Annotated in this window: 15 protein-coding genes; 6 read left to right on the forward strand and 9 right to left on the reverse strand. The window is 65.4% G+C overall.

Translation table 11 applies throughout. The annotated features are described in order from the left end of the window. The first annotated feature begins 147 nt into the window (after nt 1-147). Nucleotides 148-1689: a galactarate dehydratase gene (gene garD, locus XI02_RS35540; RefSeq protein ID WP_172647049.1), complete on the forward strand. Its 1542-nt coding sequence runs from the start codon at nt 148-150 to the stop codon at nt 1687-1689. A gap of 93 nt (nt 1690-1782) precedes the next feature. Next, nucleotides 1783-1956, forward strand: coding sequence for a hypothetical protein (locus XI02_RS35545; RefSeq protein WP_240536873.1), 174 nt, complete (start codon nt 1783-1785; stop codon nt 1954-1956). Nucleotides 1957-1984: 28 nt separating this feature from the next. Here XI02_RS35545 and XI02_RS35550 read toward each other — a convergent pair whose 3' ends face one another. Next, complete coding sequence (locus XI02_RS35550) at nt 1985-3490, reverse strand: CYTH and CHAD domain-containing protein (protein WP_172647048.1); 1506 nt, start codon at nt 3488-3490, stop codon at nt 1985-1987. A gap of 92 nt (nt 3491-3582) precedes the next feature. Then, nucleotides 3583-3834, reverse strand: a complete 252-nt coding sequence (locus XI02_RS35555; RefSeq protein ID WP_069277107.1) for a hypothetical protein — start codon at nt 3832-3834, stop codon at nt 3583-3585. 216 nt (nt 3835-4050) lie between these two features. Between XI02_RS35555 and XI02_RS35560 the strand changes: the two genes are divergently transcribed. Continuing rightward, nucleotides 4051-4227, forward strand: a complete 177-nt coding sequence (locus XI02_RS35560) for a hypothetical protein (protein WP_016843481.1) — start codon at nt 4051-4053, stop codon at nt 4225-4227. 48 nt (nt 4228-4275) lie between these two features. On the opposite strand, the gene XI02_RS35565 is transcribed toward XI02_RS35560, so the two are convergent. The 6 genes from XI02_RS35565 to leuC are packed head-to-tail and all read right to left on the reverse strand — an operon-like array spanning nt 4276 to nt 10223. After that, a complete protein-coding gene (locus XI02_RS35565) occupies nt 4276-5148 on the reverse strand; it encodes an ABC transporter permease (protein ID WP_016843480.1) in 873 nt (290 codons plus the stop codon). Beyond that, the gene (locus XI02_RS35570; protein ID WP_069277106.1) at nt 5145-5978 is read right to left on the reverse strand and encodes an ABC transporter ATP-binding protein; all 834 of its coding nucleotides are present in this window, start codon (nt 5976-5978) and stop codon (nt 5145-5147) included. The genes XI02_RS35565 and XI02_RS35570 overlap by 4 nt, the downstream gene beginning before the upstream one ends. After that, entirely contained in the window at nt 5975-7036 is a 1062-nt protein-coding gene (locus XI02_RS35575) for an ABC transporter substrate-binding protein (RefSeq protein WP_016843478.1), read from the reverse strand. Before XI02_RS35575 ends, XI02_RS35570 begins: the two co-directional genes overlap by 4 nt. Next, nucleotides 7036-8169 carry a 3-isopropylmalate dehydrogenase gene (gene leuB, locus XI02_RS35580; RefSeq protein WP_172649084.1) on the reverse strand — a complete coding sequence of 378 codons (1134 nt, stop codon included), beginning with the start codon at nt 8167-8169 and terminating at the stop codon, nt 7036-7038. The genes XI02_RS35575 and leuB overlap by 1 nt, the downstream gene beginning before the upstream one ends. Next, complete coding sequence (gene leuD, locus XI02_RS35585) at nt 8166-8816, reverse strand: 3-isopropylmalate dehydratase small subunit (RefSeq protein ID WP_172647047.1); 651 nt, start codon at nt 8814-8816, stop codon at nt 8166-8168. Before leuD ends, leuB begins: the two co-directional genes overlap by 4 nt. A 3-nt stretch (nt 8817-8819) precedes the next feature. After that, a complete protein-coding gene (gene leuC, locus XI02_RS35590) occupies nt 8820-10223 on the reverse strand; it encodes a 3-isopropylmalate dehydratase large subunit (protein ID WP_172647046.1) in 1404 nt (467 codons plus the stop codon). 145 nt (nt 10224-10368) lie between these two features. Between leuC and XI02_RS35595 the strand changes: the two genes are divergently transcribed. Further along, nucleotides 10369-11139 (forward strand): IclR family transcriptional regulator, encoded by a 771-nt coding sequence (locus tag XI02_RS35595; protein WP_172647045.1) that lies wholly within the window; start codon nt 10369-10371, stop codon nt 11137-11139. Nucleotides 11140-11278: 139 nt separating this feature from the next. Here the strand turns inward: XI02_RS35595 and ald are convergent, their stop codons facing one another. Further along, nucleotides 11279-12394, reverse strand: coding sequence for an alanine dehydrogenase (gene ald / locus XI02_RS35600; protein ID WP_194483260.1), 1116 nt, complete (start codon nt 12392-12394; stop codon nt 11279-11281). A gap of 125 nt (nt 12395-12519) precedes the next feature. Here ald and XI02_RS35605 point away from each other — a divergent pair, with 125 nt between their 5' ends. Then, nucleotides 12520-13008, forward strand: coding sequence for an Lrp/AsnC family transcriptional regulator (locus XI02_RS35605; protein ID WP_016847653.1), 489 nt, complete (start codon nt 12520-12522; stop codon nt 13006-13008). A 176-nt stretch (nt 13009-13184) separates the two neighbouring features. Continuing rightward, nucleotides 13185-14123 (forward strand): hypothetical protein, encoded by a 939-nt coding sequence (locus tag XI02_RS35610; protein ID WP_172649083.1) that lies wholly within the window; start codon nt 13185-13187, stop codon nt 14121-14123. Nucleotides 14124-14190: the final 67 nt, after the last annotated feature.

The following is a 14190-nucleotide window of genomic DNA, read 5'->3' on the forward strand; positions in this document are numbered from 1 at the left end:
TCATGCTGGAGAGAGCCCCCACCCGGATCGCATCATTCGATGCGATACAGCCGAAGCTTCGCTTCGGCGTTCTTAAGGACGGCCGCCGAAGGCGGCCTACGCCTCCCCCGCAAGCGGGAGAGGTGAAGCAAAGTCAGGAGAAGCCTCATGGACCAGTCGATCGGCGCGCAGGAGCAGCCCCGCTACATCAAGCTCAACGAGCGCGACAACGTCGCGATCGTCGTGAATGATTTCGGGCTGCCCGCCGGCTCCCGCTTCGCCTCGGGCCTGACGCTGCGCGCCTTCGTGCCGCAGGGCCATAAGACCGCGCTGGAAGACATCGCCGAGGGCGCACCCATTATCCGCTATGGCGAGGTGATCGGCACGGCGCTGTCGCCGATCCTGGCCGGCGAATGGGTCGACGAGGCACGCATCCGCATGCCCGACGCGCCGCCGCTCGATCAGCTCGAGATCGCGACCGCGGTGCCGCCCGCGCTGCCGCCGCTCGAGGGCTTCACCTTCGAGGGCTATCGCAATCCCGACGGCTCGGTCGGCACCAAGAACATCCTCGGCATCTCCTCCTCCGTGCAATGCGTCAAGGGCACGATGGAATATGCGGTCAAGCGCATCCGCGCCGAGCTCTTGCCGAAATATCCCAATGTCGACGACGTCGTGCCGCTGACCCACGCCTATGGCTGCGGCGTCGCGATCACGGCGCCCGATGCCGTGGTGCCGATCCGCACCCTGCAGAATCTCGCACTCAACCCTAATTTCGGCGGCGAGATCCTCGTCGTCGGGCTCGGCTGCGAGAAGCTCGCGCCGGAACGGCTGGTGCCGGAAGGCGTCGGCGATGCCATCGTGCGGATGCAGGACGAGGCCTTCGATGGCTTCGGCGCCATCGTCGATGCCATCATGACCCAGGCCGAAGCCCGGCTGAAGGTGCTCAACACGCGCAAGCGCGAGACCTGCCCGGCCGCTGACCTTGTGATCGGCCTGCAATGCGGCGGCAGCGACGCATTCTCCGGCGTCACCGCGAACCCCGCGGTGGGCTTTGCCGCGGATCTTCTGGTGCGTGCCGGCGCGACCGTGATGTTCTCGGAAGTGACCGAGGTGCGCGACGCTATCGCGCTGCTGACCCGCCGCGCCGTCAACGAGGATGTCGGCCGCGCGTTGATCCGCGAGATGGAATGGTATGACGCCTATCTCGCCCGCGGCGGCGCCGACCGCAGCGCCAACACCACGCCGGGCAACAAGAAGGGCGGTCTCGCCAACATCGTCGAGAAGTCGCTCGGCTCGATCGTCAAGTCCGGCTCAGGCCCGATCGCTGGCGTGCTGTCGCCGGGCGAGAAGGCGCGGCAGAAGGGCATGCTGTTTGCGGCGACGCCCGCCAGCGATTTCATCTGCGGCACGCTGCAGCTCGCCTCCGGCATGACCTTGCAGGTGTTCACCACCGGCCGCGGCACGCCCTATGGCCTGGCCGCCGCCCCGGTCATCAAGGTCGCAACCCGCAGCGAGCTGGCACGGCGCTGGAAGGACCTGATCGATTTCGACGCCGGCTGCATCGCCACCGGCGAGAAGACCATCGAGGAAACCGGCTGGGACCTGTTTCGTCTGATCCTCGACGTCGCGAGCGGGCGCACCAAGCCGTGGTCGGACCGCTGGGGCATCCACAATGATCTGACGCTGTTCAACCCGGCGCCGGTGACCTGAGCATCCGCAGCTCCTTAACCATCCGTTAGCCACGTCCTGACCCGCCGGGGAACGTCGCAATTCGATTCAAATTGTCTGGGCATGGAGGCACACATGACCCGGACAACCGATGATCTCAGAGATCAGGCCGACCGCGCCGAGCGGCTGGCACGCACCGGCATGGACTCGTTGACGGCCGAGCGCCTGCGTGCCTACGCGGAGGAATGTCGCAGCCAGATCGCAGCCGCCGAGCGGGAGAGGCAATCGGGGGCATCACCAGCGGCATAGATGTCCGGAGTTCGCCACCAGACTCTTGTCAAAATTTTTCGAGTCCTCGCACTTCCTTGGCGGCGACCTTGATCAGCGGCTTGACCGCCTGTTCCTCGCGGCCAAGCACAACGCCCGAGGCAAAGGCGCTGGCGCGCTCCTTCCGATGCGGGGCCTTCAGCGCCGCGTCGACCGCCAGCTTGCGGTGCGCGACAAAATCGTTGAGCGAGCCGAGCGCATCCTGGACCCGCTTCAGGTGCCTGGACAGCCGCGCGAGCTGCTTGCGCTCACCCTTGCGCGGAAACAGGCTTTCGAAGAAGTCGATCGCGTATCTGAGCTTCTTGGCCCCGATGCGCACCTTGTGCCGCTGCCGGGCCGACAGCGCGTCGAGACGCCGGCCATTCTTGCGCAGCTTCCTGAGGCGGCGATGCAGCAGCGCGGCGGCGAATTCCTCGATCGGACCGCCTTCATCCTCCGCGGCAACGGTCTGCCTTGCCTCGATCCATTGCAACGTGTCGATCAGCATCGACCGATAGCGCCGCGAATTGACCGCCTGCCGCGCGCCGGCAAATGCGCGGTCGCGGCGGTCGGAGAATTCCTGCCGGATCGCTTTGCCGCCTCGCCGCAGCAGCGCGTCATGCGATGCAGGCTCGATATCTTCCTTGACGAACACATCAAGCTCGCGCGCCGGCGCGAGCGCGTTGGTGAGCCACTTCAGCTGCGTCTTGACGTCTTCCGTCGGGGCTACGGTGAGGATCTTCGAGAACAGCGAGATCGCGGCGCGCAGCCGCCGCAACCCGACCCGCATCTGGTGAATGCCTTCCGCCTCGCCCTCGCGGACGGCATCGGCATTCGACGAGAAGTGACGAAGCGCAGCGCGCGCGATCACCCGGAACGCCCCGCCGGCGGTAAGCCCGGCGTCGAGCACGATGCTCCCGGCGGAGACCACGACATGCTCCTCACCGCCGGCGAGCTCATAGCCATGTTCGGCTTTCGAGCGCAAATCGAGCTCTGCCGCCGCCTTCCGCTCCAGCGCCCTGGCGACCCGGAACAGGTCGAGCGGGCGGCCGCTCTTGAGTTCGAGTTCGACCTCGTCGATTCGGCGTGAACGGCGCCCGGCCGTGGTGTAGCCGCGATCGATCGCGAGCTCGATCTCGCTGCGCTTCGTCCGCAGCGGCACGGTAATACGCCGGACCGACGTCGCGAACATCGGCTTCAGCTTGTGGCGCAGCCTGTCAGACGCGAGCTTTTCGAGCGGTGTACCTACGGCCTTGTCGAGGTCGAGGTGTCCATCCGCAAGGTCGGTCTCCCATTCGCCCCGTTCAAACTGTGGGCCCGCCCCGGACTTGATGGTCTGAACATAGTTGGCGCCATCCCGCCGCACACGCAGCGTCAGTCCGTGTCGCCTGAGCTTGTGCTTCGCCGTGTCGAAATAGGTCGAGACGAGATCGCTCTCGGATGGTGCGCCGCTTTTGCTGCCGGCGATCCGCGGCTTCGTCAGTCCCTTGAGCTTGCGCGCGGGAACCCGGAATTTGAGCTCCGTCTCGGCCGCCATCGTCGCTCCGTGGCCTGGGTACCAAGCAAACGTCCGCCGTGACGAGGTCAGCGGCGGACGTTCATGCTAACACAAGATCGTCTGAGTTGGCGTCAATCGTCGTCGTTGTGGATGACGGTCTTGCTGCGATTGCCGAACTCGTCCTGCTTCTTGATGACCGTGGTCCGGTCACGGCGCGGCTCACGCTCCCTGATCACGGTGGTGCGATCACGATCGCGATACTCAGGCGCCCGACCAACCGTTACGCCCGCGCCGACGGGGCCAACGCTGACACCGACATCATCGGCGAACACAGGCGATGCGATCGCGGTCACCATGGCCGCAGCCAACAGATACGTCCTCATGCCGTCTTTCCTCCTCCAGTTGCGACGTGAAGGAGGAACGTCGCGTGCGACCTACCGTTCCTGTATCGAATGCGCTGCAGTTGCTCACGCGTATCCGAAACATCGCGCGCGGAACTCGCTGAACAGGCATTCATCTGTGTGGCGAAATACCCGTGTTCCACGCGTTGAATAGCCTGAATTGATGTCCCACGTCCTTAACTAACAGGAGGACGTTCCATGAAACAGTCACAGCACTTCCTCGACAATGCGGAGAACTGCGCGCAGCTTGCCGAGCGTGCCGACGACGAGCCGACCTACAAGCGCTTCAAGCGAATGGAAGCGGCCTGGCGCGCGCTGGCAAAGGAACAGGACTGGCTCGACGGCGAGACTTCGCCAGCGGAAAATGCAGCCTAGATCCAGCCCGGCCGTGGCGGCAAATGCGACGTCGCCACGGCCCGCGGCCTACTCGGCGCTGCGCTGCCGCTGCCAGCGCAACAGATAGGCCTGCAACCGCCAGATGATCGCCGACAGCACCACACCGACCAGCATCAGCACCACGACAGCAACCATCATGCCCGAGGCCTCGCCGCGCGCCTCCGATTCGATGATGAGGCGGCCGATGCCGCGCTCGGCGCCGATGAACTCGCCGACGATCACGCCGATCAGCGCGAAGGAGATCGCAGGCGTCAGCGAGGCGAACACCCAGGCCATCGTCGAGGGGATCACCACCGTCCGGGTGATCTGCCACTCGCTGGCGCCGAGCAGCCGCGCGGCATTGGTGAAACCCTCGTCGATCGAGCGCGCGCCCTCGAAAGTGTTGAAGAACACCAGGAACACGACGACGATCCAGGACGTCACGATCTTCGACATGTCGCCGATCCCGAATGCCAGCACGATGATCGGCGCCAGCGCGATCCGCGGGATCGAGTTCACCGCGGTGATGAAGGGCTGAAAGATCGCGCTCAGCCGGTCGGATCGTCCCAGGATCAGCCCGGCGACGAAGCCGCTGACCACGCCGGTGACGAAGCCGAAGAAGGTATTCTTCAGGGTGATGGCGGTCGCGGCCCAGAGATTGTTCTCGTTGCGCGCCAGACACTTTCCGAAGTCGCCGTTGAACCAGCTGTTGAAGGCGCCGAGCTTCGAGGTCAGGCAGCTCTGGATCAGGAAGTTGTCGAAGATCATCGACGGCTTCGAGATGAAGTAGGGATCGAGCAGGTCGGGCACCAGCCAGGGCAGTCTGGTGCGGAGGTCGTAGCCCCATTGCCAGACCGACAGCACGACGGCGCAGATCAGGACCTGCCAGCCGACCGTGCCGAGCGTGCCGTACCTCTTCATGCGCTGCGGCCCTTGACGAATTCCTCGCCCAGAGAATGCCAGATGTGCTGGAACAGCTCGGCATAATGCGGGGTCTCGCGCACCTTCACCGCATCGCGCGGGCGCACGAAGTCGACCTCGAACATGTCCTTGATGCGGCCCGGCCGCGCCGAGAACAGGATGATGCGGTCGGCCAATGTCAGCGCCTCGCCGAGATCGTGGGTCACGAACAGCACGGTCTGCTGCTCGCGTTCCCAGATCCGAAGCAGCACCTCGTGCATGTCAATTTTGGTGTGGGTGTCGAGCGCGCCGAACGGCTCGTCCATCAGGAGAATTTGCGGCTCGACGATCAGCGTCCGCATCAGCGCCGCGCGCTGCCGCATGCCGCCCGACAGCGCCGACGGATAGGCGTTCTCGAATCCCTTCAGGCCCGCTTGCGCGACGCATTCGGCGATGCGCTCCTTCCGTTCGTGAGCCGGCACGCCTGATAGCTCCAGCCCGTAGCCGATATTGTCGCCGACGGTCCGCCATGGAAACAGCGTGTCGCGCTGGAAGACATAGCCGACATTGGGCGTCGCCTTGCCGGCGACGACGCGCTTGCCGTCGATCAGGATCTCGCCGCCGGTGGGGCGGATCAGCGAGGCGATCATGTTGAGCACCGTGCTCTTGCCGGAGCCCGACGGCCCGAGCAGCGCGACGAACTCGCCGCGGCGGACGTCGAAGGTCACGTCGCGGACCGCCTCGATCGTCGTTTTGGCAAGCTGGAACGACTTGCTCAGGCCCTTGACCTCGACGCGGCGATCGGCCGGGGCGCGCGGCGACACGGTTGCGCTTGTCTCGAGCGCGCTCAACCCGGATAGGCCTTTCGCGCCGCTTCGATCAGGCTGGAATTGACCACGTCGGCGATCTTGAGCGGCTTGATGCCGGTCATCTCGCGGAACCAGACTTTCTCGCCGCGCGCGAAGCTTGCGGCGTCGATCGAGCCCTCATAGTCCGCGACCTTCTGGATCGACGTGATCTCCAGCAGATTGGCCTCGCGCGAGGTGCTGCCGACATAGGGCTCGATGGCGTCGTAGACCTCGGTCGGCTTGTGGGTCTTGATCCACTGCGAGGCGCGCCACAGCGCGGTGACGTAGGCCTGCATCTTGGCCGGATCCTTGTCGATGGTGGCCTGCAGCGTAAAATGCGCGGTCACCGGCACCTTGCCGCCGATATGCTTGTTCCAGATCGCCTCGTCGGTGCCGTCGAACAGCAATTCGCCCCAGCCCTGCTGCTGCGCCTCGTTCAACAGCGACAGCGAACTGACGAGGATATCGACCTGCTTCGACTTCAGCGATCCCAGCATGGTGTCGACATTGCCGGTGCCGATCCAGGTCACCTTGTCGTCGAGCCCCATGGTTTCCATGTAGTAGGACGACCAGACATGGTTGGTGCCGCCGAGCGAGGAGACCGAGACGATCGGCTTGCGGCCGTCGGGCCGCTTCCATTGCGTGAAGGCCTCCAGCGAGTTGATGCCCTGGTCCTTCAGATCCTTGCGCAGGATGAACATCACCGAGTTCGATCGCGTGTCGACCGGCAACAACACGCGCGCGGCGCGGCCGTGATTGGTCAGCTGCATCGGATGGGTGACGTCGCCGATGCCGATATCGCCCTGCGACGAGGCGATGATCTCGCGGGTCTTCACACCGCTGCCGCCCTGCACCAGCTTGCAGTCGAGCCCGGCCTCCTTGAAGTAGCCGATACGGTCGGCAACAAATTGCGTTTGATAGACCGGCACCGCGACCGGATAGATCGCCCGGCCCGCGGCCGCCTGCGCCAACGCACGCCCGGTCGCCAGCGCCGCGCCACCGGCGGCGATCACCGTCAGCGCCGATCGCCGCGAAATGTGGGGCATGGTGACGCCAGCCATCACGCGTGCTCCTTGGCCGAGATCTTGTCGAGCGCGCCGAGCACCGCATCGCCCATCTGCACGGTCGACAGCTTTTTCGCTCCGGCCTCGGCGATATCGGCCGTGCGCGCGCCGGAGGCCAGCGCGATCTGCACGGCCTTCTCGAGCAGGTCGGCATCCTCAGGCCGGTTCAGCGTCAGTCGCAGCAGCATCGCAACACTGAGGATCGAACCGAGCGGATTGGCGATGCCCTTGCCCGCGATGTCGGGCGCGCTGCCATGCACCGGCTCGTACAGCGCCTTGCGCCGGCCGAAGCGATCGACCGGGCCGAGCGAGGCCGACGGCAGCATGCCGAGCGAGCCTGAAGCCATCGCCGCGCAGTCGGACAGGATGTCGCCGAAGATATTGCCGGTCACCATCACGTCGAACTGCCGCGGCTCGCGCACGATCTGCATCGCGGCGTTGTCGACATAGAGATGGGTCAGCTCGACATCGGAGAACTCCTCCTTGTGCAGCTTGATCACCTCCTCGCGCCACACGACGCTGGTCTCGAGCACATTGGCCTTGTCGACCGAGCAGACCTTGTTGCGCCGGGTCCGCGCCAGCTCGAAGGCCGAGCGCGCCACGCGGCGGATCTGGTTCGTGGTGTATTGCTCGGTGTTGAAACCGCGGCGCTGGCCGTCGGGCAGCGTCTCGATGCCGCGCGGCTCGCCGAAATAGATGCCGCTGGTCAATTCGCGGATGATGACGAAATCGACGCCGTCGAGCACCTCGGCCTTGAGCGGCGCGGAGGCCGACAGTGCCGGGCTCGCCACGATCGGCCGCAGATTGGCGTAGAGATCGTATTTGCTGCGCAGGCCCAGCAGACTGCCGGCCTTGCGTGCCGCGGCCGGCACCTCGGTGGTCTCCGGTCCGCCGGTCGCACCCCACAGGATCGCGTCAGCCTCGTCCATCGCCTCGGCGGTATCCTCGGGCAGCACCTTGCCCGTCGCCAGATACGGGATCAGGCCGTATTGCGCCTCGCGCAGCGTCATCGGAACGCCGCGCTTCGCCGCGAACCAGTCGAGCACCCGGCGCGACTGCGCGGTGACCTCGGGGCCGATGCCCTCGCCGCCGACCACGGCGACCTTGACCATGTTGGATTGCGTGCTCATGCCGGTGTCCTTGAAGCGGGTGTCGTTGTCGAATGAATCCATGGCCGCGCCGCGCGGTCGGAGGCTTGGAATGCGTGGATCTCGTTGTCGCGTTGCAGCGTCAGCGCCACCTCGTCGAGCCCCTTCAACAGCCCCTCGCGTCGCCGCGGGTCGATCTCGAACGAATGCCGCGCGCCCGACGGCGAGACGATCGTCTGGGCCTCGAGGTCGATCGAGACCTTGCCCGCGCCCTGCGTCGCCTCGATATCGGCGGCAAGCTGATCGACCACCGCCTTGTCGACGATGACGGGCAGGATTCCGTTCTGGAAGCAGTTGGCGAAGAAGATGTCACCGAAGCCGGAGCCGATGATGGCGCGGATGCCGCGCTCCTGCAGCGACCACACCGCGCCCTCGCGCGAGGAGCCGCAGCCGAAATTCGGCCCGGTCACCAAGATCTCCGCCTCGCGATACGGCTCGCGGTTCAGGATGAACTCCGGATTCTCCGAGCCGTCGGGCAGATAGCGCAGCGAGCCGAACGCCCATTTGCCGAGCGTGCCGCGGATCGAATTGCCGACCAGGCGCTCGATGCGGATGATGACGTCGGTATCGATATTGCCGCGCATGATCGGCGCGGCGGTTGCGGTGAGCTTGTCGAACGGTTTTGGCATACTCTAGCGTCCCATCATCCTGACATCGGCGATCGCGCCGGCAATGGCGGATGCCGCGGCACTCGCGGGGCTCGCCAGATGCGTCCGCGCGCGCGGCCCTTGCCGGCCGACGAAATTGCGGTTCGAGGTCGAGACCGAGCGCTGCCCGGGCGCCACCACCTCGCCATTGGCGGCAAGGCACATCGAGCAGCCCGGCTCGCGCCACTCGAAGCCGGCGTCGATGAAGATCTTGTCGAGCCCTTCGGCGACCGCCTCGCGCTTGACGTTCTCCGAACCCGGCACCACCCAGGCGCGGACCCCGGCCGCGACCTTGCGGCCGCGGGCGACCTCGGCCGCGGCGCGCAGATCGCTGAGCCGGCTGTTGGTGCAGGAGCCGATGAACACCCAATCGACCGGCGTGCCCGCGATCGGCGCCCCGCCCTGCAGGCCCATATACTCCAGCGCGGTCTCGATCGCGGCGCGCCGCAACGGATCGTCGACCGCCTTCGGATCGGGAATGACGCCGTCGACGCCGACGACGTGCTCGGGGCTGATGCCCCAGGTCACTTGCGGGATGATCTTCTCGACGTCGATCACGACCTCGCGATCGAATACCGCGTCGGGATCGCTCGGCAGTTCGCGCCACGCTTTCACCGCGAGATTCCACATCTCGCCTTGCGGCGCATAGGGACGGCCGCGGAGGAATTCGAACGTCTTTTCGTCCGGCGCCACCATGCCCATCTTGGCGCCGAGCTCGATCGAGAGGTTGCAGATCGTCAGCCGGCCCTCGATCGGCAGCGCGCGGATCGCACTGCCGGCATATTCGACCGCATAGCCGGTGCCGCCGGCAGCGCCGATATGGCCGATCAGCGCCAGGATCATGTCCTTGGCAGTGACGCCGAGCGGCAGCTTGCCCTCGAAGCGCGCGCGCATCGTCTTCGGACGGCGCTGGATCAGCGCCTGCGTCGCCAGCACATGGGTGAGCTCGCTCGACCCGATGCCGAAGGCGAGCGCCCCCAAGCCGCCATGGGTGCAGGTGTGGCTGTCGCCGCAGACGATGGTGGCGCCCGGCAGGCTCAAGCCAAGTTCCGGACCAATGACGTGGACGATGCCCTGGCCGGGCTGATCGACATCGAACAGCGTGATGCCGCTCGCCAAGGTCTCGACCCGCAGCGCCGCCAACAATTCCAGTCCGATCTTGCTGGTTCCGGCGCGGCCGGGCGCCGTGGACAGCGCGTGATCCGGCGTCGCAAAGGTCCGTTCGGGATTGTGGACCTTGAGGCCCCGGCTCTTGAGATCGAGCAGGCCGCGCGAACCGCCGAGATCGTGCAGCAGATGGCGGTCGATATGAAGGAGGTCAGTGTCCTCGCTGAGTCGAGCAATGACGTGCTGGTCCCAGATCTTCTCGAGCAAACTTCGGCCGGGCATCCGCCTTCCCCTGCTCTGTGCGTTTCCATGCGGCTTGATCTTATTGACGCCAATCTGAGCCAAAGTTGTCGTCAAGTGAAGCAGTTTTGCCCTAACATCACATATGTGATGGAGGTGCGGTACTTGACCCGCCGAGGAGCCAGCCATGCCGAATCCGAATAAGACGGCCATCGTCAAATCGGCCATGCGGACGTTTGCAGTTCTGGAGTTCTTTCGGAAAACAAAGCGGGCTGCTTCCGTGACCGAAATATCGTCCGCGTTGGAGATGCCCCAATCGAGCACGTCGGTGTTGCTTCGATGTCTCGTCGAATTGAACTACCTCGAATACGAGCGAAAGACCCGGCTTTTCATCCCGAGCTACCGGGTCAATCTGCTGGGTGACTGGATCCGTCGTTCCCCGTTCCGTGATACCAAGCTCACCGATCTGATGGAGGAACTCTGGACCGCGACGGGCGGCGAAACCGTCATGCTCGGACAACAGGCCGGCGCCGCCGGGATGCAATATCTGCACGTTGTCCCCGGCGGCTCTCAGCTTCAGTACACAGCACAAGCCGGTCAAATACGGCCGATGGTGCGGACCGCGCTCGGACATGTGCTGCTGAGCCAAATGCCGAACACCAAAATTCGCGGCATTATCCGCCGCAACAATGCCGAGGAGCCGAGTCAATCGGCGCGCGTTCGCGAATCCGCCTTTCTCGAGGAGGTCGAGCGCATTCGCCGCCGCGGCTATTCCGAGTCAGGCGGCCGCACGACGCCGGGCGCAAGCACGATAGGCATGCTCGTTCCCCTGCCGAAGCGACGCGCTCCGCTCGCGATCGGCATCGGCGGACCGATCGAACGAATCGCGGCAAAGCGCGCGCACATCATTGAAGTGATGCAGAGCCGGCTGAAAGAACTGACAGATGCAGCACAGTAGCCCGGATGTAGCGAAAGCGAAATCCGGGGTCAGCCCCTCCGCGGAGAGATCAGCCCCGGATTGCGCGGAGCCTGTCATCGGGCGCGTTCGCGCGACCCGTTAGCTCCATCCGGGCTACGAATGCCTCGTACCGAAACTGCTACGACGCCAGCGCTTCCTCCGGCATCACGGCCGACAAATGCTGGCTCTCGGCGACGGCGCGGTTGGTGATGCGGCCGCGATGCACGTTGAGGCCGGCGCGCAGATGCGGATCCTCGACCAGCGCGCGCAGCCCCTTCGCGGCCAGCGCCAGGCCGAACGGCAAGGTGGCGTGGTTGAGCGCGTGGCTCGAGGTCACAGGCACCGCGCCCGGCATGTTAGCGACGCAATAATGCACGATGTCATCAACGAGGTAAGTCGGCGCCTGATGCGTGGTCGGCTTCGAGGTCTCGAAGCAGCCGCCCTGGTCGATCGCGACGTCGACCAGCACCGCGCGGCGTTTCATGCCTGCAAGCTGCGCGCGCGACACCAGCTTGGGCGCGCTGGCGCCCGGCACCAGCACAGCGCCGATCACAACATCAGCCGCGAAAACCTCCTGCTCGATCGCTTCCAGCGTGGCGTAACGGGTGCGGACGCGGCCGAGGAAGAGGTCGTCGAGCGCGCGCAGCCGCGGCAATGAGCGGTCGAGGATGGTGACGTCGCTGCCGAGCCCTGCCGCCATCCGCGCCGCATGGGTGCCGACCACGCCGCCGCCGATGATCGCAACCCGCGCCGGCGGAACGCCGGGCACGCCGCCGAGCAGCTTGCCCATGCCGTCGGCGGATTTGCGCAGCGCGGCGCCCGCGGCCTCGATCGCGAGCCGGCCGGCGACTTCGCTCATCGGCGCGAGCAGCGGCAGCCCGCCATGCGCATCCGTGACGGTCTCATAGGCCACCGCCGTGCAGCCGGAGGCGATCAGCCCCGCGGTCTGCGGCATGTCGGGCGCGAGATGCAGATAGGTGAACAGGATCTGTCCCTCGCGCAGCCTGATCCATTCGGACGGCTGCGGCTCCTTCACCTTCACGATCATCTCGGCGACGGAGAACACCTCTTCGGCGGTATCGGCGATCCGCGCGCCGGCCTGGGTATAGACCTCATCGCCGGCACCAATGCCGTCACCGGCGCCGCGCTGGACCACGACCTCGTGGCCGTGCGCCACATATTCCCGCACCGAGGCGGGCGTCAGCCCGACCCGATATTCCTCGACCTTGATCTCCTTGGGCACGCCGATGCGCATGGTCCGCTCCTTGAGGATTCGTTTCCGCCAGCCTTAAGGCTATGCCCCGTCACATGGCGTTTCTCAGCGATTTCCGGCTTGCTCACAGTCAAATACGCTCATATCCTTCGCATTCAGCTCAGCTCTTGAAGGAAATCTGCGTGGACGGTCTCGATCGTATCGACCTCAGAATCCTCGCCGAGCTGGTCGCTGATGCCCGCGCCAGCCAGATCGAGCTTGCCGAGAAGGTCGGGTTGTCGCCGACCGCCTGCGCCCGGCGCATCCGCCATCTCGAGGAGATCGGCGTGATCCGCGGCTACCGCGTCGACCTCGAACCATCAGCGCTTGGCCTCGTGACGACCGTCGTCGTCACCATCACGCTGGAAAAGCAGAGCGAGGATTATCTCGCAGCTTTCGAGGCCGCGATCGCGCGCTGCCCCGACGTCGTGTCCTGCCATCTGATGTCGGGCAGCGACGACTATCATCTGCAGGTGATCGCCCGCGACATCGCCGACTTCGAGCGCATCCACAAGCAGCATCTGTCGCGGATGCCGGGCGTCGCCCGCATCCATTCCAGCTTCGCGATGCGCGAAGTGGTTCGCCGCACCATTCCCGAGACCGCGCTGCGCGGCTGACGGTCACGCACCACCGCGCACTGTCACAATCGCACACTGTCATAATCGGGCACTGTCACAACTGGATCTGCCCCGCTCGCTCCCACACGCAATTTTTAGTCGTGATTCGCTGTCTTCTATGACAGAATTGCTACAGTTCAATATCAATTCGGTTACACGCGGAGCGGTGAATGAGCATGGAGTGGCGGGCGCGGCCGGTTTCGCTGGCTTGGTCAAATCCAGTGGTCCGGTGGTGGGGCTTCCTGAGCCTCGTCAGCGCCGCCAACATCGCGGTCTGGTTCGCGCTCTACCGCCAGTTCAATGAACAGGCCAATGGCAGCTTCAGCAACACCTCGGGCATCGGCCTGATGATGTTGCTATGCGCGGCCTATGTGTTCGGCTGCGCCTTCCGCTCGGTCCTGCCGCGCGCCGACGTGCAGCGCATCTGCCTGTTCGACACCTGGCTGTCGAGCGTCATGGTCGGCCGTACCGTCGCCACCGTCGCCGAGGTCTGCTTCGCCGCGCAATGGGCGATCATCCTGCATCAACTCGGCAGCATGACCGGCGCCGAAACCACCGTGAACATCGCCTGGATCATCGTGCCGCTGATCGTGATCGCGGAATGCTTCTCCTGGTATGCGGTGCTGACCACCCATTATCTCTGCAATGCGATCGAGAACTCGATCTGGTCAGTGGTGTTCTTCCTGGTCGGGATTGCGCTGTGCCGATTGCTGCCGGAGTTTCACGGCCCGGTGCGCTGGGCCTTCATCGTCGCGATCCTCGGCATCGCCGCCTTCCTCGCCTTCCTGATGACCGTCGACGTCCCGATGTATCTGAACCGCTGGCGCGCTAACCTCGCCGCCGGCGGCACGCTGCTGCATCCGCTGGACGGCCTGCGCGATGTCAGCCGGCGCTGGGTCGTGACCCACGACATCGCCGAGTGGCGCGAGGAGATCGCCTGGATGTCGCTGTATTTCAGCATGGCGGTCTGGTCGAGCCTCGCACTCTGCGTCGGCTATTCCCTCGAGGATCAGCTGCCGCGCTACCGCACCGAGCCCGCGATCGTCGCGACGACACCGGCGCCGACAGCGCAGCACACCGCCACGATCGACGCGGCGGTGCCGTCGCGGAATTGATCGGTAACCGCCGCGCACGGCTTGTCGCCATTGGCGCTTTCGGAGTAAAGGCAGGGTCATCCTCCTT

Origin of the sequence: Bradyrhizobium sp. CCBAU 21365, from assembly GCF_015291305.1 — a bacterium.
Taxonomy (GTDB): Bacteria; Pseudomonadota; Alphaproteobacteria; order Rhizobiales; family Xanthobacteraceae; genus Bradyrhizobium; species Bradyrhizobium elkanii.

Coding starts and splice junctions, on each gene's coding strand:
- garD (WP_172647049.1), top strand. CDS start 148: ATGGACCAGTCGATCGGCGCGCAGGAGCAGCCCCGCTACATCAAGCTC.
- XI02_RS35545 (WP_240536873.1), top strand. CDS start 1,783: ATGACCCGGACAACCGATGATCTCAGAGATCAGGCCGACCGCGCCGAG.
- XI02_RS35550 (WP_172647048.1), bottom strand. CDS start 3,490: ATGGCGGCCGAGACGGAGCTCAAATTCCGGGTTCCCGCGCGCAAGCTC.
- XI02_RS35555 (WP_069277107.1), bottom strand. CDS start 3,834: ATGAGGACGTATCTGTTGGCTGCGGCCATGGTGACCGCGATCGCATCG.
- XI02_RS35560 (WP_016843481.1), top strand. CDS start 4,051: ATGAAACAGTCACAGCACTTCCTCGACAATGCGGAGAACTGCGCGCAG.
- XI02_RS35565 (WP_016843480.1), bottom strand. CDS start 5,148: ATGAAGAGGTACGGCACGCTCGGCACGGTCGGCTGGCAGGTCCTGATC.
- XI02_RS35575 (WP_016843478.1), bottom strand. CDS start 7,036: ATGGCTGGCGTCACCATGCCCCACATTTCGCGGCGATCGGCGCTGACG.
- leuB (WP_172649084.1), bottom strand. CDS start 8,169: ATGAGCACGCAATCCAACATGGTCAAGGTCGCCGTGGTCGGCGGCGAG.
- leuD (WP_172647047.1), bottom strand. CDS start 8,816: ATGCCAAAACCGTTCGACAAGCTCACCGCAACCGCCGCGCCGATCATG.
- leuC (WP_172647046.1), bottom strand. CDS start 10,223: ATGCCCGGCCGAAGTTTGCTCGAGAAGATCTGGGACCAGCACGTCATT.
- XI02_RS35595 (WP_172647045.1), top strand. CDS start 10,369: ATGCCGAATCCGAATAAGACGGCCATCGTCAAATCGGCCATGCGGACG.
- ald (WP_194483260.1), bottom strand. CDS start 12,394: ATGCGCATCGGCGTGCCCAAGGAGATCAAGGTCGAGGAATATCGGGTC.
- XI02_RS35610 (WP_172649083.1), top strand. CDS start 13,185: ATGGAGTGGCGGGCGCGGCCGGTTTCGCTGGCTTGGTCAAATCCAGTG.